Raw genomic sequence first — 16,840 nt, forward strand, 5'->3', positions numbered from 1 at the left:
CCCGCGGGGGTACCCCCGGCACGGCGGGTTAAGCCCGTCGATGGTGCAGCTCACAACCCGCATTCCCCGGGTTGGCGTGCGAAGCGCGGGTGAGGCGCTAAAGTGCCCAATGGTCGGTTGTCCGACCTTTGCGGCAGACGTGCAGCATTCAGACGAGGAAGGTCCTGCGATGACCACCAACCCCGGCATCCTCTCGAAGTCCGACCTCGAGCAACGTGTGGCCGACGGCGACATCGACACCGTCATCGTCGGGTTCACCGATATGCAGGGCAGGCTCGTCGGTAAGCGCATCTCCGCCCGGCTGTTCGTCGACGACGTAGCCGCCCACGGCGCGGAGTGCTGCAACTACCTGCTGACCGTCGACGTGGAGAACAACACCGTCGACGGCTATGCGATGACGAGCTGGGAGACCGGCTACGGCGACATGGTGATGACGCCCGACTTCGACACGCTGCGCCTGCTGCCGTGGCTGCCCGGCACCGCGCTGGTGATGGCGGATCTGTCGTGGACGGACGGCAGGCCGGTGACGCAAGCCCCGCGCAGCATCCTCAACCGGCAGATCGACCGGCTGTCGGAGAAGGGGCTGGTGCCCTACGCCGCCACCGAACTCGAGTTCATGGTGTTCGACGACAACTATCGCGCGGCATGGGCGGCCGGCTACAAGGGCCTCACGCCGGCGACCGACTACAACATCGACTACGCGATGCTGGCCTCCACCCGGATGGAGCCGCTGCTGCGCGACATCCGTCTCGGCATGGACGGCGCCGGCATGTACTGCGAGGGCGTCAAGGGCGAGTGCAACCTCGGTCAGCAGGAGATCGGCTTCCGCTACGACCATGCGCGCGCCACCTGCGACAACCACACCATCTACAAGAACGGCGCCAAAGAGATCGCCGACCAGCACGGTAAGAGCCTGACCTTCATGGCGAAGTTCGACGAGCGCGAGGGCAACAGCTGCCACATCCACATCTCGCTGCAGGGTGAAGACGGCACTCCGGTGTTCGCCGATCCCGACGCCGAGGACGGGATGACGGCGCTGTTCCGGAGCTTCATCGCCGGCCAGATCGCCACGATGCGCGAGTTGAGCCTGTGCTATGCACCGAACATCAACTCCTACAAGCGATTCGCCGACGGCAGCTTCGCCCCGACGGCGATCGCCTGGGGGTTCGACAACCGCACGTGCGCGTTGCGCGTGGTGGGTAAGGGGCCGGCGATGCGGATGGAGAACCGCGCGCCCGGGGGCGACGTCAACCAGTTCCTGGCGGTGTCGGCATTGATCGCCGGCGGCCTCTACGGGATCGAGAACTCACTCGAATTGCCCGAGGCCCTGGAGGGCAATGCGTACACCAGTGGCGCCGAACGGTTGCCGACGACGCTGGCCGAGGCGGCCGATCTGTTCGACAAGTCCCAGATCGCGCGGGACGCGTTCGGCGACGAGGTCGTCGACCACTATGTGCACTACGCGCGCGTCGAGGTCAAGGCATTCAACGCGGCGGTGACGGACTGGGAGCGGGTGCGTGGCTTCGAGCGACTCTAATCCGACCCCCGGGTCGCTTCGCTCCTGCCCCCAGGGTGATCCGACCCCGGCGGTGCGCCCTGTCCTGGGCATGACGACCTACCTCCAACAGGCGCAGACGGGGGTGTGGGATGTCCACGCCAGCTTCTTGCCGGCGATCTACTTCCAGGGCGTCAACCTCGCCGGCGGCGTGGCGGTACTGCTGCCGCCGCAACCCGTCGAGACCAGCGAGGCCACCCGGATTCTGGACGGCCTCGACGGGTTGATCCTCACCGGCGGCAAGGACGTCGACCCGTGCCGCTACGGCCAGCAGCCGCACCCGACCACCGACGAGCCCGACCGGGTGCGCGACGCGTGGGAGTTCGCCCTGCTCGAGGAGGCGCTGCGCCGCCGGCTGCCGGTGCTCGGGATCTGCCGTGGCGCACAGGTTCTCAACGTGGCCCTGGGCGGCACCCTGCACCAGCACCTGCCCGACGTCATCGGCCACACCCACCATCAGCGGGGTAACGCCGTGTTCGGGACGTCGTCGGTGCGCACCGAACCCGGCAGCCTGCTGGCGTCGCTGATCGGCCAGGAGTCCGACGCCCAGTGCTACCACCACCAGGCAATCGATCGCCTCGGCGACGGACTCGTCGTCACCGCGCGCGACGGCGACGGTGTGATCGAGGCCGTCGAGTTCGATCAGCGGGACCACCCCGGCAGTTGGGTCCTGGGCGTGCAGTGGCACCCCGAGGAGCGGCTCGACGATCTCCGGCTGTTCGCCGGAATCGTCCATGCAGCAGGGCAATACGCGATGGAAAGGGTACGTGCTTGACCACCAGCGATGTGATCAACCCGGCGACTGAGGAGGTGCTGCGCACGGTCGACCTCGTCGACGTCGACGGGGTCGACGACGCCGTCGCGCGCGCACTGTCGGCGCAGCGGGCGTGGGCCCGGCGGGCGCCCGCCGAACGCGCTGCGGCACTGCGCGATTTCGCCGCCGCGGTCGACGCCCACGTCGACGAGCTCGCCGCGCTGGAGGTCGCGAACTCCGGGCACCCGATCGGCAACGCCGAATGGGAGGCCGGCCACGTCCGCGATGTGCTGCAGTACTACTCGGCCAGCCCGGAACGGCTGACCGGCAGCCAGATCCCGGTGGCCGGCGGTCTCGACGTGACGTTCCACGAGCCGCTCGGTGTGGTCGGGGTGATCACCCCGTGGAACTTTCCGATGACCATCGCGGCGTGGGGATTCGCGCCGGCGCTCGCGGCGGGTAACGCCGTGGTGCTCAAACCGGCCGAGTGGACGCCGCTGACGACGATCCGCCTCGGTGAGCTGGCGCTGGAATCCGGGCTGCCCGAGGGGTTGTTCCAGGTGCTTCCCGGCCGCGGCTCGGTGGTCGGTGACCGCTTCGTCACCCACCCGGATGTCCGCAAGATCGTGTTCACCGGTTCGACCGAGGTCGGCAAGCACGTCATGGCCGGCGCCGCAGCCCAGGTCAAGCGGGTCACCCTCGAACTTGGCGGCAAGAGCGCCAACATCATCTTCGACGACTGCGATCTCGAGCGCGCCGCGGCGACCGCACCGTACGGCGTATTCGACAACGCGGGTCAGGATTGCTGCGCCCGCAGCCGAATCCTCGTGCAGCGCAACATCTACGACCGCTTCATGGAAATGCTCGAGCCGGCCGTCAAGGGTGTGGTCGTCGGTGACCCCGCCGCACGCGACACCGAGATGGGCCCCCTGGTGTCCGAGAAGCACCGGCAGTCGGTTGCCTCGTTCGTGCCCGACGACGCCCCGGTGGCGTTCCGCGGCACCGCACCGTCGGGCCCCGGCTACTGGTTCGCCCCGACGGTGCTCACCCCGTCTCGCACCGACCGCTCCGTGACCGAGGAGATCTTCGGACCCGTGGTGACGGTGCTGCCGTTCGACGACGAAGCCGACGCCATCGCGATCGCCAACGACACCCCCTACGGTCTGTCCGGTTCGATCTGGACCGAGAACGTGTCGCGTGCGCTGCGGGTGTCGCGCGCCGTGGAAGCCGGGAACCTCTCGGTGAATTCGCATTCCTCGGTGCGCTACAGCACCCCGTTCGGCGGCTTCAAGCAGTCCGGTCTAGGCCGCGAGCTCGGACCCGACGCCCCCCTGTCCTTCACGGAGACGAAGAACGTCTTCATCTCAGTTCCAGACGCGATCGGAGACAATGCATGACCCCCTCCCGGGTTGACCTGACCCAGCGCCTCGCGGGCAAGGTCGCCGTGATCACCGGCGGCGCCAGTGGGATCGGGCTGGCCACCGCCAAACGGATGAAGGCCGAGGGCGCCACGATCGTCATCGGCGACATCGACCCGGCCACCGGTAAGACCGTGGCCGACGACCTCAACGGCACGTTCGTCCCGGTCGACGTCGCCGATCCGGTCGCCGTCGACGCGCTGTTCGACACCGCCGCCGAGACCTACGGTTCGGTGGACATCGCGTTCAACAACGCCGGCATCAGCCCGCCCGATGACGATCTGATCGAGAACACCGGCATCGACGCGTGGCAGCGGGTCCAGGACATCAACCTCAAGTCGGTGTTCCTGTGCTGCAAGGCCGCACTGCGCCACATGGTTCCGCAACAGAAGGGCGCGATCATCAACACCGCGTCGTTCGTCGCGGTCATGGGATCGGCGACCTCGCAGATCTCCTACACCGCCTCCAAGGGCGGCGTGCTGGCGATGTCACGCGAACTCGGGGTGCAGTACGCCCGCCAGGGCATTCGGGTCAACGCGCTGTGCCCCGGACCGGTGAACACCCCGTTGCTGCAGGAGTTGTTCGCCAAGGACCCGGAACGCGCCGCTCGCCGGCTCGTGCACGTCCCGCTCGGTCGGTTCGCCGAACCGGAGGAGCTCGCGGCCGCGGTGGCGTTCCTGGCCAGCGACGACTCGTCGTTCATCACCGGTTCGTCGTTCCTGGTCGACGGTGGCATCAGCTCGGCCTACGTGACGCCGCTGTAGGCCTGTCATGACCGCCGGTCCGGACCAGCCCGCAGGCCAGGCTCTGCTGCGGCCGGTCCGGCACGGCAACGCGTTCGAGGACACCGTGGGCCGGCTGCTGGCGACGATCCGGCTCGGGGTGTTGGCCCCGGGGGAGTCGTTACCGCCGGAACGGGAACTCGCCGCGCGCCTCGGCGTCAGCCGTGACACCGTCCGCGAGGCCATCAAATCGCTGGCCGAGGCCGGTTATCTGGTCTCGCGCCGTGGGCGGTACGGCGGCACGTTCCTCGCCGAGGAGTTCCCGCGGCGCACCGGCGACGGCGCGGGGCTCACCGCCGATGAGATCGACGACGTCCTGCGTCTGCGCGCGATCCTGGAGGCCGGCGCGGCCAGGGCGGCGGCGCTGCGCACCCTGACCGGGGCGCAGCGCGAGGAGCTGCGGACGCGTCTCGAGGACGTGCGGACCGCGGCGCCCGACGACTACCGACGGCTCGACTCGCGTCTGCACCTGGCGATCGCGGAGGCTGCGGGCGTGCCGTCGCTGGTACCGCTGGTGGCGGAGAACCGCATGCGACTCAACACCATGCTCGAACGTATTCCGCTGCTGCGGCGCAACATCATCCACTCCGACGAACAGCACGAGGCGATCGTGGCCGCGATCCTCGCCGGCGACGCGGAAGCGGCCGAATCGTCGATGCGCGACCACGTCGCCGGATCCAGCGCCCTGCTGCACGGCTTCCTGGACTAGCCGAACCAGGCCGACCGGCCACTACATTGGAGGTCGTGACCGAACCGGGGATCGACCTGCGACGCGCGACGTCCGCGCTGTCCGACGTCGATACCGGGGGCTGGGCGCAGCGGTTTGACCTGCTCTCCGATCAGCACCGTCTAGAGATCCTACTGGTGCTGCACCGCGCGCCCGGCATCTGCGTCGGTGACCTTGCCGCGGCGCTCGACCGGTCGGAGAACGCGGTGTCGCAGGCGCTGCGGGTGCTGCGCCGGCAGGGCTGGGTGACGTCGACCCGGACCGGTCGGCTCGTCAGCTATCGGCTCGAGGACGACACCGTGCACGATCTGCTGCACTGGATCGGCGCGCGGCACGGCTGACACCGGGTCATCTGTTCACGTGGACAGATGACAGCACCGGTCCTACGCTCGGCGGATGGCTGTCAGTCACGTCGCGATGCACATGAGCGACGGCATCATCAACGCCCCGGTGTCGCTGCTGTTCGGGGTGATCGCCCTCGGCGCGATCGCGTTCAGCGTGGCGCGGGCGCGCGCAGAACTCGACGAGCGAGCAGTACCGCTGGCCGGTCTGGTGGCGGCGTTCGTCTTCGCCGTGCAGATGGTGAACTTCCCGATCCTGCCCGGGGTCAGCGGACACCTGCTGGGCGGCGCGCTGGCCGCGATCCTGGTCGGCCCCTTCACCGGAGCGCTGTGCCTGGCGATCGTGCTCGTCGTGCAGGCGCTGCTGTTCGCCGACGGCGGGGTGAGCGCACTCGGCACCAATATCGTCAACATGAGCGTGATCGGCGTCGCCGCGGGATACGGCACCGCGGTCGTGCTGTACACCGTCGCCCGCCGCAGATCCGACGTCTCGGTGCCCACCCTCGGCGTGGTGGCTTTCGTTGCCGCCCTAGTCGGAACGGTCTGTGCGGCAATGGGATTCGTGCTCGAATATGCCATCGGGGGTGCGGGCGGGGTCTCGCTCGGCGCCGTCGCCGGCTTCATGTTCGGCACCCACGTCCTCATCGGCGTGGGGGAGGGACTGATCACCGCCGTGACGGTGATGGCGGTGGCCCGCGCCAGACCGGATCTGGTGTACCTGCTGCGCGCGTCGCGCCGGGAGGTGGCGGTATGACCGGCCGACGCTGGTTCTGGGTGGCGTTCGCGGTGCTCACGCTGCTCATCGCCGGTGGCCTGTCGTCGTTTGCCAGCGCCAGCCCGGACGGTCTGGACGCCACCACGCTGCGGGGCTGCACTGTGGTCGAGACCGCCGACGGGGAGGACCTGACCGGGGACTGCATCGCACAGCACGCCACCGAGCACGCGCTGGCCGACTCCCCGCTGGCCGACTACGCCATCGGCGGTCACGAGGCGACCGGTGGAGTGGCCGGGGTGATCGGCGTCGCCGTCACCGTCGCGATCGCCGGCGCGCTCTTCTGGCTGATATCGCGGGCCCGCCGCGGCCGCACCTGACATGGGGGCCGGGGCGCATCCGCTCTACCACCACGCAGACTCCGCGGTGCACCGACTGCCGGCCGAGGTGAAGATCGTCGGCCTGCTGGCATTCGTGCTCGCCGTGGTCGCCACCCCGCGCGAAACCCTATGGCCCTACGCCGGATACGCGGTCATCGTGCTGGTCGTCTGGCGACTGGCGCGCATCCCGCTGCGCTGGGTGCTCCCGAGGATGCTGATCGAGGCGCCGTTCGTGGTGCTGGCACTGCTGCTGCCGTTCTCCGGCGGCGGTGAACGCGTCGAGGTCGCGGGCCTTTCGCTGTCGGTCGCCGGTCTCTACGCCGCCTGGGGGATCGTCGCAAAGGGCACCCTCGGCGTGGCGGCCGCGCTGGCCGTCGCCGCAACCACGTCGGCGGCCCAGCTGCCCGCCGCCCTGAGCCGGCTCGGAGCGCCCGCCGTGGTCACCTCGGTGCTGGTGCTGATGATCCGCTACGTCGATCTGCTGGCCGCCGAAGCGGGCCGAATGCGCATGGCCCGCATCTCCCGCGGCGACTCACCCCGCGCGCTGCACCAGGCCGGCGCGATCGCCAAGGGGATCGGGACGCTGTTTCTCCGCTCCTACGAACGCGGCGAACGGGTGTACGTCGCGATGCTGTCCCGCGGATTCGACGGCCACGCCCCCGATCTCGCCTCGGTCGGCGCGCCGCCACCGGCCCGTGGCCCGCAGTGGGCGGCCGCGCTGAGCCCGGCCGCCGCCGCCATCACGGTCACCGCGCTGGCCTGGACGACAGGATGACCCCGCCCGCGGTGCGCGTCGAGCAGCTGCGGCACGTCTACCCCGACGGTCGCGTCGCGCTCGACGGCGTCGACCTCACCGTGCACCCCGGCGAACGCGTTGCGGTCCTGGGCCCCAACGGCGCCGGGAAGACGACCCTGATGCTGCACCTCAACGGGGTGCTGACCGCCAGCTCGGGCACGGTCGCGATCGGGGGCACCCCGGTGGCGCGGAAGACCGTCGGCGACATCCGCCGCCGCGTCGGCCTGGTGTTCCAGGACCCCGACGATCAGCTGTTCATGCCGACCGTCGCGCAGGACGTCGCGTTCGGTCCGGCGAATTTCGGCCTGCGCGGCGACGAATTGGCGACCCGGGTGCGCACGGCGCTGCACACCGTCGACCTGCTCGACGACGCCGACCGCAGCCCCACCCACCTGTCGGCAGGACAGCGGCGCCGCGCGGCTCTGGCGTCCGTGCTGGCCTGCGAGCCGGACATCCTGGTCCTCGACGAACCGTCGGCGAACCTCGACCCGCTGGCCCGCCGGGAACTCGCCGAGACGCTGCTCCGGTTGTCGGCGACCCTGCTGATCGTCACGCACGACCTGCCCTATGCCGCACAGCTGTGCGAGCGCGCCGTCGTGATGGACGCCGGGACCATCGTCGCCGACGGGCCCGTCGCCGCCGTCCTGTCCGACGCACCGCTGCTGGCCGCGCACCGACTGGAACTGCCGTGGGGATTCACCGTCCCCGACCGAGGACGACCCGGGACGCCACCGCACCGTAGGTAGGCTGAATGCACCGTTCGCCGAGGAAAGTGATCATGCGTGACCGATGAGGACCCGCGGCGTCCCGGCTCCCGTCCGGCGCCCGACCCGGCGACCCAGCGCACCTTCGGCCGTCCCGACGGGGTGACCGGGGCGTTCGCCAGTCCTGAGCGTCGCGCCGGAGCAGGTCGGGAAGCCGGTCGTTACGAACCCACCAATCAGCCGCCCGACGCCGTGCTGGCCGACGTCTTCGCCCGGCCCGACGACGACACCGATGTCAACACCGACGACGACTCGATCCTGGCGCCGCCACCGGCCGCCGGACCGCCCACCGAACCGGCCGCCGCACCCACCGAGACCGCCGTCGCCGCACCCACGGTGCCCGCCGAGAAGCTCGGCGTGCGCGATCTGCTGTTCGGCGGCAGGGTCTCCAAACCGGCGCTGGTGGTGTTGGCGGTCATCGCCCTGACCGTCGGGCTGCTCGGCGGTTGGGTGGGCAGCAAGTCCGCGTCGGTCCTGGAGGCGTTCGCGACCCCCAAGGTCAGTCTGTCGACCACCGATTCCGACGAACTCTCCGAGGGACGGTTCTCCCGGGTCGCCGACGCGGTCGCCGATTCGGTGGTGACGATCGAGGCGATGAGCGATTCGGCGGGTTCGCAGGGCTCCGGCGTCGTCGTCGACGGCCGCGGCTACGTCGTCACGAACAACCATGTCGTCGAAGAAGCCGCGATGGCGCTCGACAAGTGGAAGCTGGCCGTGGTGTTCAACGACGGTAAGACCGTCCCGGCCCACATCGTCGGCCGCGATCCCACCACCGACCTCGCGGTGCTCAAGGTCAACAACGTCGACAACCTGACCGTCGCGCGCCTGGGCGACTCCGACAAGCTGCGGGTCGGCCAGGAGGTCATCGCCGCCGGTGCGCCACTGGGTCTGCGCAGCACCGACACGCAGGGCATCATCAGCGCACTCGACCGCGCGGTGCGGCTGTCCGGCGACGACTCCGGCGGCGACACCGTCATCGCCGCCGTGCAGACCGACGCGGCGATCAACCACGGCAACTCCGGCGGTCCGCTGATCAACATGAACGCCGAGGTCATCGGGATCAACGCGGCGGGCAGATCGCTGTCGGACAGTGCCAGCGGCCTTGGCTTCGCCATCCCGGTCAACGAGGTGCGTCACGTCGTCGAGACGCTGATGCGCGACGGCGTCATCGCCCACCCGACCCTCGGGCTGTCGGCCGAATCGGTCAGCGAGTCGGCCGCCGAGGGCGCCCGTGTCACCGACGTCAAACAGGGCAGCCCGGCCGACCGTGCGGGTCTGCAGAAGGACGACGTGGTGATCCGGATCGGCGACCGGGACGTCGGCGACCTCGACGGGTTCATCGTCGCGGTGCGTCAGCTCCCGATCGGGCAGGACGCCCCGGTGGAGGTGCTGCGCGGGGGCGAGCGGCTCACCCTGACGGTCAACCCGCAGGCGGGGGAACCCTCGACGTAGCGCGGACGCGGCTCAGTGCCGGCGGGCCGGCGGCCAGGGCGGTTCACCGCACAGATCCAGCAGCGCGTTCTCGATCACCTCGGGCAGCGCCGGATGGATCCAGTACTGTCCGCGCGCCATGTCCTGGGCGGGCAGATCGAACGCCATCGCCGTGATGAGCGGCTGGATGATCGACGACGCCTGATGGCCCATGATGTGTGCACCCAGCAACAGCCCGGTCTCGTCGTCGACGATGAGTTTCGCGAATCCCGACGTGTCCTCCATCGCCCACCCGTAAGCGACGTCGCTGTAGTCCTGCACCTTGCTGCGGATGCGGTGACCGGCGGCACGGGCCGCGTTCTCGGTCATCCCCACCGATGCGATCTGCGGTTCGGTGAACACCGCCGACGGTACGTGGCGATGGTTGGCCTCCGCCATCGCCTCCGTGTCGTCCCAGTCGACGAGCAGATTGTTCTTCACAACGCGCGCTTCGTGATTGGCGACGTGCTTGAGCTGGTGAGGTGAGCAGACGTCGCCGAGGGCGAACACGTTGCGCGCGGTGGTGCGCTGGTATTCGTCCACGGTGACCCGACCCCGCTCGACGGCCACCCCGGCCAGGTGCGCGTCGAGCTGATCACCGTTGGGCACCCGGCCGGTGGCCACCAGCAGCACGTCACCGCGCAGCGACGATCCGTCGTCGAGTTCCAACGTGACACCGGAGTCGTCGCTGGTGCCGCCGACGATGTTGCGGCGGCTGCGGATCTCCCACTTCTTGCCGGCGATGTCGGTGAACCGCTCGCAGATCGTGTCGTCGGCGTGGGCGAGCAGCGTGGTGCCGCGGATGACGATCGTGACGCGCGACCCCAGCGAGGAGAAGATGTGCGCGAACTCCGCTGCGACATAACCGCCGCCGACGATGATGATGTGCTCGGGCAGCTCCGCGATCCGCATGATCGTGTCACTGGTGTGATACGTCACCCCGCAGTCGCCGATCGCCGGCGGCACCGTGGCGCGGGACCCCGCGGCGATGACCACCTGGTCGGCGGTGAACTCGTCGCCGTCGTCGGTGCGCAGCCGGTAGCCGCCGTCGGGCAGCGTGCCGGCGAACCGGGTGTGGGCGGCGAAGACCTCGACGTTGGGGGAGGATCGGCGGTAGTGCTCGCCGCCGGTGGCCAGCGGATCGATCCGGCCGAAGACACGCGAGACGATGTCGCTCCAGCGGACGTCGTCGACGTGCGCGTCGATTCCGTATTGCGGTGCGTCGCGGACGTTCTGGGCGACTCCGGCCGCGTAGACGAACATCTTCGTGGGGATGCAGCCGACGTTCAGGCAGGTGCCACCGAACATCCCCTTCTCGCAGATCGCCACCTTCTTGTCGATGTAGCGGTCGTCGAGGATCGTGTTCCCCGAACCGGTTCCGATGATCGCGATGTCGAAGTGCGCCATTTGTCTCATCCCCCCTCTCGCACTAGTTCATCCCACGTTGCCCGCATACCAGTCCAGCCAGCGATCCAGCTCACGGTAGGCCGCATCCCGCGGTTCGGCCAGCGACAGGAAGACGTCGTGTTTGGCGTCGGGGATCGGCACCACGGTGGAGCGGTTGCCGATACACCCGGCCCAGCGCGCGATCTGCCGGACGTCGAGGACCGCGTCACCGCGCTGGATCGACTCCGGATCGCCGGCCTCCCGCACGCTGTGGTCCGACCGCAGGATCAGGTTGGGCACACCGACGTCCAGCCCGCGGTGCAGCCGATGGTGGCCGCGTCGGATCGCGTGCAGCCAGCCGACGGTGACCGGGAAGCCCCCCACCGGCTTCCACTGCAGGTTGTAGTCGAATTCGCCGGCGTAGTCGCGGTGCAGCGAGGCGCCGTAACCGACACCCGGGCGCGGGGCCCGCACCACCCGGTGCTTGCGGACGCGCGACAGCGCACCCAGGGCGGCCGAAGTGCCCCCACTCCGCAGGATCGCCGGACCCTGCAGATCGAGCCACGGACTGTTGAGCACCAGACCACCCAGGTGCAGCCGCCCCGTGTCGCCCCGGCGGGCGACGCGGTCCAGCCACAGCGACACGATCAACCCGCCCGCCGAGTGGCCGACGACGAGCACCTCGGCCCCGCCGGTCTCGGCGGCGATCACCTCCAGCGCCCGCTCCAACTCGGTGTCGTAGCGCGCCAGGTCGGTGGTGAAGTGCGGCGTCTGGCCCTCCCGGCGCGACCGCCCGCATTTGTGCAGGTCCAGGGCATAGAAGGCGAATCCGCGGGCGGCGAGGTGGTCGGCCAGGTCGGTGTGGAAGAAATAGTCGGTGAACCCGTGCACCAGCAACACCGCGCGGCGGGCCGCGGACTGCACCGGGCCGCGCCGCACCAGGGTGGCGAACAGCTCGCCCTCACCGTCGGGATCGTCGCCGAGCGCGAAGGTCTGCTGAAGGTAGTCGGGCAGCTCGTCGGGCACCCAGGCGCTCACCTGAGCCACACTAGGCGGCCTCGGCCGGGCGCGGCTGCGCGCGGTGAGCAGATGCACAGTGACCGCACGGTTGGCGGCCCCGGCCTCGGGATAACCTGAGACCTGGTGAACCGCCGGATTCGCGACTGTAAGGATCGATGACGTGCCTGATGAAGAGGTAGCCAAGACCGACGTCGTGCTGGTGGGTGCCGGCATCATGAGCGCCACGCTGGGGGTCCTGCTCAAGCTTCTGGAGCCGAACTGGTCCATCACGCTGATCGAGCGACTGGACGGCGCGGCCGCCGAGAGCAGCGACGCGTGGAACAACGCGGGCACCGGCCACTCCGCGCTCTGCGAACTGAACTACACCCCGCAGACGTCCGACGGCGTCGTCGACATCAGCAAGGCCGTCAACGTCAACGAGCAGTTCCAGGTCTCGCGGCAGTTCTGGAGCTACGCGGTGGAGAACGGCGTGTTGCCCGACGTCCGCAGCTTCATCAACCCCGTCCCGCACGTCAGCTTCGTCACCGGGGCGAAGAACGCCCGCTATCTGCGCGCCCGCTACGACGCGCTGGTGACCAACCCGCTGTTCGCCACGATGGAGTACATCGACGACCCGGACGAGTTCGCCCGCCGGCTGCCGTTCATGGCCGAGGGCCGCGATCTGCGTGAGCCGTTGGCGCTGAACTGGACCCAGGACGGCACCGACGTCGACTTCGGGTCGCTGTCCCGTCAGCTCATCGGGTACTGCGCCCAACGCGGTATGCCCACGCTGTTCGGGCACGACGTCCGCGATCTGTCCAAGCAGTCCGACGGCAGCTGGATGGTCAAGGTGGTCAACCGCCGCACCCGGGCGACGCGAAAGATCAACGCGAAGTTCGTCTTCGTCGGTGCCGGCGGCGGTGCGCTGCCGCTGCTGCAGAAGGCCGGGATCAAGGAGGCCAAGGGCTTCGGCGGCTTCCCGGTGGGCGGACAGTGGCTGCGCAGCCGCAACCCCGACCTCACCGCCAGGCACCAGGCCAAGGTGTACGGTCTGCCGCCCCTCGGTGCGCCCCCGATGTCGGTGCCGCACTTGGACACCCGAGTCATCAACGGCAAGTCGTGGCTGCTGTTCGGTCCGTTCGCCGGCTGGTCGCCGAAATTCCTCAAGCAGGGCAAGGTCACCGATCTGCCGTTCTCGGTCAAGCCGAACAACCTCGCTTCGATGCTCGGCGTCGGCCTCACCGAGATGGGTCTGCTGAAGTACCTGATCGGTCAGCTCATGCTCAGCGAGCCCGACCGGGTGGACGCCCTGCGGGATTTCGCGCCCAGCGCCCGCGACTCCGATTGGGAACTCGACATCGCCGGGCAGCGGGTGCAGGTCATCCGGCGCAAGGGCAAGGGCGGGGTGCTGGAGTTCGGCACCACGGTGCTCGCAGCGCAGGACGGCAGCATGGCCGGTCTGCTGGGTGCGTCCCCGGGCGCGTCGACGGCGGTGCCCGCGATGCTCGACGTGATGCAGCGGTGCTTCTCCGAGCGCTACGCCGCGTGGGAGCCCAAACTCCAGGAGATCGTGCCGTCGCTGGGCACGAAGCTGTCCACCGAACCCAAGCTCTTCGAGGAGATCTGGGCGCACGGCACCAGGGTGCTCAAGCTGGATCGCCCGGCCGAGGGGCTGCCCTTGGCCGGCCCGGACACCGAGCACACCGAATCGGACTCCAACCGCGCCGCGGTCACCGCCTGACGTGGACAGCCGATGACGGTCGCGCTGCGGCGCAGCTGGGCCAAGGACCTCGACGCCGCGACGCTCTACGAACTGCTGAAGCTGCGGGTCGAGGTGTTCGTCGTCGAACAGGCCTGCCCCTACCCGGAACTCGATGGTCGGGACCTGCTCGCCGAGACCCGCCACTTCTGGCTGGAGGGCCCTGACGGTGAGGTCGTCTCCACGTTGCGGCTGATGGAGGAGCACGCCGGCGGCCACAAGACGTTCCGCATCGGTCGCGTGTGCACCAAGCGCAGCGGCCGGGGACACGGGCACACCGCTCGGCTGATGCAGGCCGCACTCGCCGATGTCGGCGACCACCCGTGCCGCATCGACGCCCAGACCTATCTGGAGGAGATGTACGCCAACCACGGATTCGTCCGCGATGGAGACGAATACGTCGAAGACGGCATCCCGCACGTCCCGATGGTGCGACCGGTCCCCGGGAGCGCGCACTGATGGCTGTCCCGACCTATCCGTTCAGCGCGATCGTCGGTCACGACCGGCTGCTGCTCGCCCTGTTGCTGTGCGCCGTCCGGCCCGAGATCGGTGGCGTGCTGATCCGCGGCGAGAAGGGCACCGCGAAATCGACGGCGGTGCGCGGACTCGCCGAGATCCTGCGCGGCGTAGGAGGTTCGGGCGGGGGAGCGCTTGTCGAGCTACCCATCGGCGCCACCGAGGACCGCGTCGTCGGATCGCTGGATCTGCAGAAGGTGCTGCGCGACGGCGAACACGCCTTCTCGCCCGGACTGCTGGCCCGCGCCCACGGGGGCGTGCTGTACGTCGACGAGGTCAACCTGCTGCACGACCATCTGGTGGACGTGCTGCTCGACGCCGCGGCGATGGGCCGGGTCCACGTCGAACGCGACGGGATCTCGCACAGTCACGAGGCCAAGTTCATCCTGATCGGCACCATGAACCCCGAAGAGGGTGAGCTGCGTCCCCAGCTGCTCGACCGCTTCGGATTGACGGTGGACATCGCCGCGTCGCGCGACGTCGACGTGCGCGTCGAGGTGATCCGTCGGCGGATGGCGTTCGAAGCCGATCCCGCGGGATTCGCCGAGCGCTACACCAACTCCGATGCCGACCTGTCCCGCCGGGTGTCCACAGCTCGCGCCCTGGTCGACTCGGTCGTGTTGCCCGACAACGAGTTACGCCGTATCGCGGCGCTGTGCGCCGCGTTCGACGTGGACGGGATGCGGGCCGATCTGGTGGTGGCCCGGACGGCGGTCGCGCACGCCGCCTGGCGCGGTGAAACCACCGTCTGCGAAGAGGACATCCGGGTGGCCGCCGAACTCGCGCTGCCGCACCGGCGCCGGCGCGACCCGTTCGACGACCCCGGTCTGGACCCGCAGCGCCTCGACGAGGCGATGGCCGAGGCCGGCGAGTCCGCGGACGGCCCGCCCCCCGACGGCGACCCCGAGCCGGATCCGGAACCGGACCCGCCCGGTGGCGGCACGCCCGGGCCGACCGGCGAGTCACCGAAACCACCGTCCGGGCAACGAGATTCGTCGTCACAGCCGCGTCCCAGCGCCGCGCCGTCGGCGGCGTTCCGCACCCGGACGCTGACGGTGCCCGGTATCGGCGAGGGCGCGCCGGGACGCCGGTCCCGGGCGCGGAACCGCACCGGCACCGTGGTGTCGGCGACGGCCGACGCCGACGGCCACGGGTTGCACGTCTTCGGCACGCTGCTGGCGGCGGCCGGTAGCCAGCGCGGTTCGGGTCGCCCCCGACCGGGACCGCAGGACGTCCGGCGCGCCGTGCGCGAAGGACGCGAGGGCAACCTGGTGGTGTTCGTCGTCGACGCCTCGGGATCGATGGCGGCGCGCGACCGCATGGCCGCTGTCGGCGGTGCCACGCTGTCCCTGCTGCGCGACGCCTATCAGCGCCGCGACAAGGTCGCGGTCATCACCTTCCGAGGCCGGGAGGCGACGCTGCTGCTGCCGCCGACCTCATCGGTGTACATCGCGAGCCGGCGCCTGGCCCGCTTCGACACCGGCGGCAAGACGCCGATCGCCGAGGGACTCCTGGCCGCACGCGACGTGGTGGTGCGCGAGAAGGCGCGGGACCGGGCTCGGCGTTGCCTGGTGGTCGTCCTCACCGACGGCCGCGCCACCGGCGGACCCGATCCCCTGGGCCGCACCCGCCAGGCCGCCGCCCGACTGGTCGCCGAGGGTGCCGCCGCGGTGGTCGTGGACTGTGAGACGTCGCTGGTGCGCCTCGGGCTCGCCGAGGAACTGGCCACCGCGCTGCGGGCCCCCGCCGTGCGACTGGCGCAGCTGCGCGCCGATGAGCTGACCCGCGTGGTGACCGGCACCGAACACCGCGCCGCCTGACGGAGGAAACCGACCATGCCGCAGGGCAAACCGCTCACCGTGCCGAACGACGGCCTGACCACCCGGGCGCGGCGCAACGCCCCGTTGCTGGCGGTGCACACCGGGCCGGGCAAGGGTAAGTCGACGGCCGCGTTCGGGATGGCGCTGCGCGCCTGGAACCAGGGCTTCGACGTCGCGGTGTTCCAGTTCGTCAAGAGCGCGAAGTGGAAGGTCGGGGAGGAGACCGCACTGCGCGAGCTCGGCCGGGTGCACGACGAACGTGGCGTCGGCGGACCCGTCGAATGGCACAAGATGGGCTCGGGGTGGTCGTGGACCCGCAAACCGGGCAGCGACGTCGACCACGCCGAGGCCGCCGCCGACGGGTGGGCCGAGATCGCCCGGCGACTGGCCGAGGAACGCCACGACTTCTACGTGCTCGACGAATTCACCTATCCCCTCAAATGGGGTTGGGTCGACGTCGACGAGGTGGTCGAGGTGCTGAGCAACCGCCCCGGCACCCAGCACGTCGTGATCACCGGCCGCGATGCCCCGCAGCGGCTGGTCGACGCCGCCGACCTGGTCACCGAGATGACCAAGGTGAAGCATCCGATGGACGCGGGTCGCAAGGGCCAGCGAGGAATCGAGTGGTGAGCGCAGCGAACCGCGACAACAGGGCTCGCGA

General features: G+C 69.9%; 17 protein-coding genes. 15 read left to right on the forward strand and 2 right to left on the reverse strand.

Going from position 1 to position 16,840, the window contains the following annotated elements; translation table 11 throughout:
• The first annotated feature begins 169 nt into the window (after window positions 1–169).
• The 11 genes from A5757_RS19850 to A5757_RS19900 all read left to right on the forward strand — a co-directional run bounded on the left by A5757_RS19850 (window position 170) and on the right by A5757_RS19900 (window position 9,681).
• Entirely contained in the window at window positions 170–1,537 is a 1,368-nt protein-coding gene (locus tag A5757_RS19850; protein ID WP_066837723.1) for a glutamine synthetase family protein, read from the forward strand.
• A gap of 70 nt (window positions 1,538–1,607) precedes the next feature.
• Window positions 1,608–2,330 carry a gamma-glutamyl-gamma-aminobutyrate hydrolase family protein gene (locus A5757_RS19855; protein ID WP_066837567.1) on the forward strand — a complete coding sequence of 241 codons (723 nt, stop codon included), beginning with the start codon at window positions 1,608–1,610 and terminating at the stop codon, window positions 2,328–2,330.
• Window positions 2,327–3,706, forward strand: coding sequence for an aldehyde dehydrogenase (locus A5757_RS19860; protein ID WP_066837570.1), 1,380 nt, complete (start codon window positions 2,327–2,329; stop codon window positions 3,704–3,706). Before A5757_RS19855 ends, A5757_RS19860 begins: the two co-directional genes overlap by 4 nt.
• Window positions 3,703–4,491 (forward strand): 3-oxoacyl-ACP reductase, encoded by a 789-nt coding sequence (locus A5757_RS19865; protein WP_066837573.1) that lies wholly within the window; start codon window positions 3,703–3,705, stop codon window positions 4,489–4,491. Before A5757_RS19860 ends, A5757_RS19865 begins: the two co-directional genes overlap by 4 nt.
• 7 nt (window positions 4,492–4,498) lie before the next feature.
• Window positions 4,499–5,218: a FadR/GntR family transcriptional regulator gene (locus A5757_RS19870; RefSeq protein WP_066837576.1), complete on the forward strand. Its 720-nt coding sequence runs from the start codon at window positions 4,499–4,501 to the stop codon at window positions 5,216–5,218.
• Window positions 5,219–5,253: 35 nt separating this feature from the next.
• Complete coding sequence (locus A5757_RS19875) at window positions 5,254–5,577, forward strand: helix-turn-helix transcriptional regulator (RefSeq protein ID WP_082929587.1); 324 nt, start codon at window positions 5,254–5,256, stop codon at window positions 5,575–5,577.
• Window positions 5,578–5,632: 55 nt separating this feature from the next.
• Window positions 5,633–6,331 (forward strand): energy-coupling factor ABC transporter permease, encoded by a 699-nt coding sequence (locus A5757_RS19880; RefSeq protein ID WP_066837582.1) that lies wholly within the window; start codon window positions 5,633–5,635, stop codon window positions 6,329–6,331.
• Window positions 6,328–6,669: a PDGLE domain-containing protein gene (locus A5757_RS19885; protein ID WP_066837585.1), complete on the forward strand. Its 342-nt coding sequence runs from the start codon at window positions 6,328–6,330 to the stop codon at window positions 6,667–6,669. Before A5757_RS19880 ends, A5757_RS19885 begins: the two co-directional genes overlap by 4 nt.
• Window position 6,670: 1 nt before the next feature.
• On the forward strand, window positions 6,671–7,444 hold the full coding sequence (gene cbiQ, locus A5757_RS19890) for a cobalt ECF transporter T component CbiQ (RefSeq protein WP_066837588.1): 774 nt from the start codon (window positions 6,671–6,673) through the stop codon (window positions 7,442–7,444).
• On the forward strand, window positions 7,441–8,211 hold the full coding sequence (locus A5757_RS19895) for an energy-coupling factor ABC transporter ATP-binding protein (RefSeq protein ID WP_066837591.1): 771 nt from the start codon (window positions 7,441–7,443) through the stop codon (window positions 8,209–8,211). Before cbiQ ends, A5757_RS19895 begins: the two co-directional genes overlap by 4 nt.
• A 36-nt stretch (window positions 8,212–8,247) precedes the next feature.
• A complete protein-coding gene (locus tag A5757_RS19900; protein ID WP_066837594.1) occupies window positions 8,248–9,681 on the forward strand; it encodes a S1C family serine protease in 1,434 nt (477 codons plus the stop codon).
• A 12-nt stretch (window positions 9,682–9,693) separates the two neighbouring features.
• Here A5757_RS19900 and mtr read toward each other — a convergent pair whose 3' ends face one another.
• Window positions 9,694–11,106, reverse strand: a complete 1,413-nt coding sequence (gene mtr / locus A5757_RS19905; RefSeq protein ID WP_066837597.1) for a mycothione reductase — start codon at window positions 11,104–11,106, stop codon at window positions 9,694–9,696.
• A 27-nt stretch (window positions 11,107–11,133) separates the two neighbouring features.
• Window positions 11,134–12,123 (reverse strand): alpha/beta hydrolase, encoded by a 990-nt coding sequence (locus A5757_RS19910; RefSeq protein WP_066837600.1) that lies wholly within the window; start codon window positions 12,121–12,123, stop codon window positions 11,134–11,136.
• A 142-nt stretch (window positions 12,124–12,265) separates the two neighbouring features.
• On the opposite strand from A5757_RS19910, the gene mqo reads away from it, so the two are divergent.
• From mqo to cobO, 4 genes are read left to right on the forward strand one after another with little or no spacing between them, the layout of a single operon-like run.
• Entirely contained in the window at window positions 12,266–13,825 is a 1,560-nt protein-coding gene (mqo, locus tag A5757_RS19915; RefSeq protein ID WP_066837604.1) for a malate dehydrogenase (quinone), read from the forward strand.
• A gap of 12 nt (window positions 13,826–13,837) precedes the next feature.
• Window positions 13,838–14,302 carry a GNAT family N-acetyltransferase gene (locus tag A5757_RS19920; protein ID WP_066837606.1) on the forward strand — a complete coding sequence of 155 codons (465 nt, stop codon included), beginning with the start codon at window positions 13,838–13,840 and terminating at the stop codon, window positions 14,300–14,302.
• Complete coding sequence (locus A5757_RS19925; protein ID WP_066837607.1) at window positions 14,302–16,179, forward strand: magnesium chelatase subunit D family protein; 1,878 nt, start codon at window positions 14,302–14,304, stop codon at window positions 16,177–16,179. Before A5757_RS19920 ends, A5757_RS19925 begins: the two co-directional genes overlap by 1 nt.
• Before the next feature lie 15 nt (window positions 16,180–16,194).
• Window positions 16,195–16,809 (forward strand): cob(I)yrinic acid a,c-diamide adenosyltransferase, encoded by a 615-nt coding sequence (gene cobO / locus A5757_RS19930; protein WP_066837610.1) that lies wholly within the window; start codon window positions 16,195–16,197, stop codon window positions 16,807–16,809.
• Window positions 16,810–16,840 lie beyond the last annotated feature (31 nt).

This window comes from Mycobacterium sp. 852013-51886_SCH5428379 (genome assembly GCF_001665575.1).
In the GTDB taxonomy this organism is placed as follows: domain Bacteria; phylum Actinomycetota; class Actinomycetes; order Mycobacteriales; family Mycobacteriaceae; genus Mycobacterium.

Coding starts and splice junctions, on each gene's coding strand:
- A5757_RS19850 (WP_066837723.1), top strand. CDS start 170: ATGACCACCAACCCCGGCATCCTCTCGAAGTCCGACCTCGAGCAACGT.
- A5757_RS19855 (WP_066837567.1), top strand. CDS start 1,608: ATGACGACCTACCTCCAACAGGCGCAGACGGGGGTGTGGGATGTCCAC.
- A5757_RS19865 (WP_066837573.1), top strand. CDS start 3,703: ATGACCCCCTCCCGGGTTGACCTGACCCAGCGCCTCGCGGGCAAGGTC.
- A5757_RS19870 (WP_066837576.1), top strand. CDS start 4,499: ATGACCGCCGGTCCGGACCAGCCCGCAGGCCAGGCTCTGCTGCGGCCG.
- A5757_RS19880 (WP_066837582.1), top strand. CDS start 5,633: ATGGCTGTCAGTCACGTCGCGATGCACATGAGCGACGGCATCATCAAC.
- A5757_RS19885 (WP_066837585.1), top strand. CDS start 6,328: ATGACCGGCCGACGCTGGTTCTGGGTGGCGTTCGCGGTGCTCACGCTG.
- cbiQ (WP_066837588.1), top strand. CDS start 6,671: ATGGGGGCCGGGGCGCATCCGCTCTACCACCACGCAGACTCCGCGGTG.
- A5757_RS19895 (WP_066837591.1), top strand. CDS start 7,441: ATGACCCCGCCCGCGGTGCGCGTCGAGCAGCTGCGGCACGTCTACCCC.
- mtr (WP_066837597.1), bottom strand. CDS start 11,106: ATGGCGCACTTCGACATCGCGATCATCGGAACCGGTTCGGGGAACACG.
- A5757_RS19920 (WP_066837606.1), top strand. CDS start 13,838: ATGACGGTCGCGCTGCGGCGCAGCTGGGCCAAGGACCTCGACGCCGCG.
- A5757_RS19925 (WP_066837607.1), top strand. CDS start 14,302: ATGGCTGTCCCGACCTATCCGTTCAGCGCGATCGTCGGTCACGACCGG.
- cobO (WP_066837610.1), top strand. CDS start 16,195: ATGCCGCAGGGCAAACCGCTCACCGTGCCGAACGACGGCCTGACCACC.